The organism is Citrobacter sp. NCU1, assembly GCF_010231475.1.
Classification (GTDB): domain Bacteria; phylum Pseudomonadota; class Gammaproteobacteria; order Enterobacterales; family Enterobacteriaceae; genus Citrobacter_D.
Map to the genome: position 1 here is coordinate 1 of NZ_NRDO01000148.1, position 1,307 is coordinate 1,307.

At 64.4% G+C, this 1,307-nt stretch carries 1 protein-coding gene; it reads right to left on the reverse strand.

What is annotated here, in order from left to right:
• Nucleotides 1-1,254, reverse strand: a 1,254-nt coding sequence (locus CJP72_RS25055) for a DUF2171 domain-containing protein (protein ID WP_162383910.1), incomplete at its 3' end; no start/stop codon positions are given.
• Nucleotides 1,255-1,307 lie beyond the last annotated feature (53 nt).

Here is a 1,307-nt window from a genome sequence, read left to right on the forward strand (position 1 = left end):
GGCCGTACCCGTGGTGGTCGACGTGCTGCCGGTGGTCGTCGTACCGCTGGTACCGGCCGTACCCGTGGTGGTCGACGTGCCAGAGGTGCTGCCCGTGGTCGAGCTGCCCGCGCTGCTCATAGAGCCGGTGCCGCTGGCCGAGCCGGTCTGGCCATAATTGCCCGACTGGCCATAGGCACTGGTCTGGCCCGAGCGATTGCCGCGATCGTCATTGGTGCGATCACCGAACATGGCGCGGGCGTTTTCCTCCTCGCGCCACTGCGCCTTGGCTTCATCGGCGGTCTTGGTCAGCGTGACCTTGTCCTCGACCGACTTCAGCCAGCGCGACGGGATCGAGTGGTGCTGACCACCGGCGTCGCGGTCGTTCTTGGTCAGCAGGATGCGGTCGCCGCGCAGCTTGTCGACGGTGCCGACATGGCTGCCGTCCGAACCCACGACTTCCTGATGCTCCTTCACCTTGGACAGCAGATCGCGCTGGCCCTGGCGCTCGGTACGCCAGCTATTGAATTCATTGTGGAACTTGGTGCGGTTCTCGCTGCGATATTCGTCATAATCGCGGTCGAACGCGGCGATCTGGCCCGAGCGCCAGTCGTTATAATGGTTATCCTGTTCGGCATAATAGCGCTCGTCATAGCGCGCATCGGCCTCGCGGCGGCGTTCCGCCTCCTCGTCACCGAACCACGAACGGACCTCGTCCCCGGCGCGCGCGAAGAAACCCCGATCCTCGTAATCATAACCCTGCGGCTGACGGCCATAGTCACCGCGGCCCTGGCCCTGACGGCCATAATCACGGTCCTGGCGGTCGTCACGGCCATAGCGGTCGCCGGTATAACCATAGCCGCGCGACGAATTGCCGTAGCTCGACGGGCGATACTCATCACGGTCATAGTTGCGGTCACGCCCGTAATCGCGGTCGCGACCATAGTCGCGCTCACCACGATAGCCGGCATAACCGCCCGAGCGGCCCTCGGCGTAACGGCCTTCATTCTGGCGGCTGCCAAAATCCTGGCGACCGCGGTTGAAGGTGTCGCGGTTGCCATAGCCCTGATAGCCATAGTCGCGCGCACCATAGCCGCGGCGGTCTTCGTTGCGGCTGCCGTAACGGTCGCTGTCGCGATCGTCGTCAAAGGCGCCCGCCGCTTCATAGTCGCGTGCGCTGGAGTAAGTATAATCGCGGCCGGACCCAAAATCGCGGCCATAGTCGAAGTCGCGTTCGCCCCGATTGGCGCCGCGGGAATAGCGATCGTAAGCCATCCATACTCTCCTGAATTCCGGTCCTGCGGGGGCCAGGGTCGCTCACCGGCGCC